Origin of the sequence: Pseudemcibacter sp., assembly GCF_965661635.1 — a bacterium.
Classification (GTDB): domain Bacteria; phylum Pseudomonadota; class Alphaproteobacteria; order Sphingomonadales; family Emcibacteraceae; genus Pseudemcibacter.
Window position 1 is genome coordinate 1 of the sequence record NZ_CBFIEP010000173.1, and the last position, 4945, is coordinate 4945.

Consider the following 4945-nt stretch of genomic DNA (forward strand, 5'->3'; position numbering starts at 1 on the left):
TAATTATTGGATCAGGACCAGCGGGATATACGGCAGCAATCTATGCCGCACGTGCAAATTTAAAACCAATTATTGTACAAGGTATGGAACCGGGTGGACAATTAACGATTACCACGGATGTTGAAAATTATCCCGGCTTTGCTGATCCTATTCAAGGACCTTGGTTAATGGAACAAATGAAAGCTCAAGCTGAGAATGTTGATACAACAATCATTACAGATTTCATTACTGATGTAGATTTCTCAAAACGCCCCTTTGTATGTAAAGGAGATAGCGGTGACACTTATATTGGAGATACAGTTATTATTGCCACAGGTGCGCAGGCAAAATGGTTAGGTCTACCATCAGAAGAAGAATATCAAGGTAGAGGCGTTTCAGCTTGTGCTACGTGTGATGGTTTCTTCTATCGTGGTAAAGAATGTATTGTCGTTGGTGGCGGCAACACTGCCGTTGAAGAAGCTATTTTCCTAACGAATTTTGCATCTAAAGTAACACTCATTCATAGACGTGATGAATTAAGATCAGAAAAAATCTTGCAAGATAGGCTATTTGCTAATGAAAAGATCGAATGCGTATGGGATAGCCAGTTAGAAGAAATCGTTGGCGAAGAAGGTCCTATGGGCGGCGTAACGGGGGTCCGCATCAAGAATGTTAAAACTGATGAATTAAGTGAAATATCTGCTCATGGTGTTTTCATAGCAATTGGCCACGCGCCATCAACCTCGCTTTTTGCCGGAAAAATTGATATAAATGAGCGCGGTTATATTAATACTGCCCCGGACAGTACAGCAACGGATGTACCAGGCGTTTATGCAGCAGGTGATGTAACCGACGAGACATACAGACAAGCAGTCACGGCCGCAGGAATGGGTTGTATGGCAGCATTAGAAGCGGAAAAATTCATCGCTGAAAACGAATAAAATTTGGATATTTAATGGATTGGGACAAGCTTAGGATATTTCATACAGTTGCCACCGCCGGCAGCTTTACGCATGCGGGCGAAACTTTGGGCCTAAGTCAATCCGCGGTTAGTCGCCAAATTAGAACTCTCGAGGAAAGTCTTCAAACGTCCCTTTTTAATCGCCATGCGCGCGGCTTAATATTAACGGACGAAGGGGAAACTTTATTTGAAACTACAAAAGATGTGGTTTCAAAAATTCATGTAACCGAACAACAAATTCTTGAAGGTACTGAAAGCCCCAGAGGAAAGTTAAAAATCACCACGACAACCAGTTTCGGTTCCACATGGATGATGCATAATATTAAGAAATTCATTGATAAATATCCGGAAATTGATGTTCAATTGCTTATTGGTGACGGTGATTATGATCTATTAACACGTCAAGCTGATGTGGCCATTCGTTTTCACCCATCAGACCATCTTGATTTAATTCAACGGCAAATTGCCACTTTTCATTACCATCTTTATGCATCCCCAACTTATTTAAATGACTATGGTCGACCAAAAAGTGGTGAAGATTTAGACAATCATAAATTAATAACTTACGGCGATTTAAGTACAAGTCCGATACTTAATATTAATTGGGTTCTCGACTATTGCACCAAAGTAAAACGTAAACCTGTACTCGAAGTAAATAATATCTATGGTGTATTACAAGCTGTGAAATCTGGCATCGGAATTGGCTCCCTTCCCGATTATCTAGTGCAAGGATCGACAAATATTGTCCCAATTCTTGAAGATCATCAAGGTCACGAATTCCCTGCATATTTCGTTTATACTCAAGAACTTAAAAACTCTAAACGTATTGCTGCATTTAAAGATTTTATTTTACACGAATTCAAGAAGACGGTTTTCTAATTATAAATTGAGGTTTAATTTAATAAAGAAAGAGATATGCATTTTTTGCATAGCTGCAACGAGTTTTTCCCTAGTACTCATTCTTCAAACAATCATCTATAACTATACACAGATGTTGAGAAACATCGCTGAGTAATTCTTTAATTATTTCAGTATTGCGGTGGGCGTATCCTCCCCCTTTTCGGCCACCGCCGTTTCATATTCTCCCCCAAGATATGAAACCTCCCTATATTTTGTGAACTTGCCGGGTACTTGTTACCCGGCACTTTTTTTATGTGACATGCTCTAGTATCTGATGCATATCATGTATAACCAGTCCACCTGCTTTTTTTAGCTTCTCACAATTTCCACGTGAGCTATATGCCATCACCTCCATACCCGCGGCGACGCCACCTTGAACACCTGGAACACTATCCTCAATGAGTAAACATTTTGCTGGTTCCACTTGCAATTGATCGGCAGCGAATAAAAATAAATCGGGGTATGGTTTTCCTCTTTTTACTTGTGATGAATTAAAAATATTTCCGTCAAAATATTTTTTTAAGTCCGTGATACCGAGGGTTAAATTCATTTTTTCAAAACTGCCGCTTGACGCTACACAAATTTGGATATCTGTTTCCTTAAGCGCAATAAGAACTTCTTCAACGCCATCGACGGCTTTTAATTCTTTTTCAAAAAGCGCAAAAGTTTTTATTTGTAATTGCTCAAGAAAATCGTCTGGTAATTTAGAGCAAAGCAACTCTTCAGATATAGAAACAACGGCGTCCATCGAACGGCCAACATACGTTTCGACGACTTGTTCTACAGTCATTTCAAGACCATGTTCCGCAAGCGCATCCCTTAATAATTGGTTCGCAAGCACCTCGCTATCAACAAGAACACCATCGCAATCGAAAATGATCAAATCAAATTGCATAGGATTAGACTAATGCCTCGCATGCTTTCTTAATTCGGTTACATGCTTCGATTAACACATCATCAGATGTTGCATATGAAATTCTGAAATATGGAGAAAGCCCAAATGCTTCGCCGTGAACAACCGCAACACCAACACTTTCAAGTAAGTACGTTGAAACATCAAAATCACTTTTTAAAGTCTTTCCATCAGGTGTTTTCTTACCCATAAGTCCTTGGCAGCTCGGGTAGACATAAAAAGCACCTTCGGGTGTTGGACATTCCAGACCTGGTACATCGTTAATCATTTTAACGACAAGATCACGTCTCGTTTTAAATGCTTCCGCACGTATTTTCAAATACCCTTGGTCGCCCGTTAATGCTGCAACCGATGCAGCCTGAGAAATTGAGCAAGGATTGGATGTGCTTTGCGATTGTACTTTTCTCATGGCATTGATCAATTCAACTGGGCCACCGGCAAATCCAATACGCCATCCTGTCATGGCGTATGCTTTTGCCATTCCGTTCATGGTGAGTGTACGGTTTTTTAAACTTGGCTCGACCATAACAGGTGTGATAAATTCAAAATCGTCATATACAATATGCTCATAGATATCATCAGCGAACACCCATACATGCGGATATTTAACCAATACATCCGTCAAATTTTTCATTTCAGATGCGGAATAAGCTGCACCCGTAGGATTGGATGGCGAATTAACCATTACCCATTTGGTTTTGTCCGTAATAGCCGCATCTAACTGATCAGCTGTAATTTTAAAATTATTATCAATGCCAGCTTCAATAATTACGGGGGTTCCACCTGCTAACATCACCATATCAGGGTAAGAAACCCAGTATGGAGCCGGAATAATGACTTCATCTCCCGGATTTAAGGTGGCCATAAATGCATTATAAATTGTATGTTTACCGCCACTATTAACAGATATGTTTTCGCGTTTATAATCAAGTCCATTATCGCGTTTAAACTTTTCAATTATCGCATCTTTTAATTCAGGGGTACCATCAACTATCGTATATTTGGTTTGCCCATCATTTATGGCTTTAATCGCTGCTTCTTTCACATAATCAATGGTATCAAAATCAGGTTCCCCTGCACCAAGCGCAATGATGTCTCGTCCCGCCGCTTTTAATTCCGCCGCTTTTGCACCAACTGCGATCGTCGGGGAAGGTTTAATTCGTCCTAATGTATCCGATATAAACGCCATTTTTTTATCCATTCATTTGAATCAAGTAATCTATTTGTCAAAACTAAGTGAAGGTCGCTTTTTTTGCAATCTAATGTTTGCAAATGATCACAAATAATCACATATTAAGAACATGAAAAAAGGTTACGATGAATCATCCCCCACTCTCTTAAAACCGCGTGAATATTACGACCGTCCTAAAAAAACGGAAGGCGGCATAAAATTTAAGATTGAAAGTGAGTTTACCCCAAGCGGCGATCAGCCTAAGGCAATATCCGCGCTTACTGAAGGGTTAAATGACGGTCTTACGGATCAGGTACTGCTTGGTGTTACTGGTTCCGGTAAAACATATACTATGGCTAAAATCATTGAGGGTACTCAGCGCCCTGCCCTGATTATGGCCCATAACAAAACATTAGCCGCACAGCTTTACGGCGAAATGAAAAGTTTTTTTCCTAATAATTCTGTCGAATATTTCGTTTCCTATTATGATTACTATCAACCAGAGGCCTATGTCCCACGGTCTGATACTTTTATAGAGAAAGACGCGAGCATTAATGAAAGCATTGACCGCATGCGCCATGCAGCGACACGCGCTTTATTTGAGCGCGATGATGTAATTATTGTGGCTAGTGTCTCATGTATTTATGGTATGGGTGCTGCTGAAACGTATTTGCAAATGACGATCTCCCTTGAACAAGGGATGCTTTATGACCAACGCGACCTCCTACGCGATTTGGTGGAACTTCAATATAAACGAAATGATATGGCCTTTACACGCGGATCATTCCGTGTGCGTGGCGATGTTATTGAAATTTTCCCAAGCCATTTCGAAGACCGCGCATGGAAGCTTGATTTCTTTGGTGATGAACTTGAAAGAATCACACAATTTGACCCGCTAACGGGTGAGAAAATTGAAGAATTAAAATCCGTCAAAGTTTACGCGAACAGCCATTATGTAACCCCCGGCCCTAGTATGGATCAAGCGATAAAAACAATCAAAGCCGAACTTGATCAAACACTT

At 40.3% G+C, this 4945-nt stretch carries 5 protein-coding genes; 3 read left to right on the forward strand and 2 right to left on the reverse strand.

Features of this window, described 5'->3' with window-relative positions; translation table 11 throughout:
- The first annotated feature begins 2 nt into the window (after positions 1-2).
- Positions 3-920, forward strand: coding sequence for a thioredoxin-disulfide reductase (gene trxB / locus ACTF6W_RS11530; RefSeq protein ID WP_438994695.1), 918 nt, complete (start codon positions 3-5; stop codon positions 918-920).
- A 14-nt stretch (positions 921-934) separates the two neighbouring features.
- The gene (locus tag ACTF6W_RS11535; protein ID WP_438994696.1) at positions 935-1819 is read left to right on the forward strand and encodes a LysR family transcriptional regulator; all 885 of its coding nucleotides are present in this window, start codon (positions 935-937) and stop codon (positions 1817-1819) included.
- Between the two features lie 271 nt (positions 1820-2090).
- Here the strand turns inward: ACTF6W_RS11535 and ACTF6W_RS11540 are convergent, their stop codons facing one another.
- Both ACTF6W_RS11540 and ACTF6W_RS11545 read right to left on the reverse strand, forming a co-directional pair.
- Positions 2091-2735 carry an HAD family hydrolase gene (locus ACTF6W_RS11540; protein WP_438994697.1) on the reverse strand — a complete coding sequence of 215 codons (645 nt, stop codon included), beginning with the start codon at positions 2733-2735 and terminating at the stop codon, positions 2091-2093.
- A gap of 4 nt (positions 2736-2739) precedes the next feature.
- Positions 2740-3942 carry a pyridoxal phosphate-dependent aminotransferase gene (locus ACTF6W_RS11545; RefSeq protein WP_438994698.1) on the reverse strand — a complete coding sequence of 401 codons (1203 nt, stop codon included), beginning with the start codon at positions 3940-3942 and terminating at the stop codon, positions 2740-2742.
- Positions 3943-4054: 112 nt separating this feature from the next.
- Between ACTF6W_RS11545 and ACTF6W_RS11550 the strand changes: the two genes are divergently transcribed.
- On the forward strand, positions 4055-4945 hold an 891-nt coding region (locus tag ACTF6W_RS11550; RefSeq protein WP_438994699.1), incomplete at its 3' end, for a DEAD/DEAH box helicase family protein.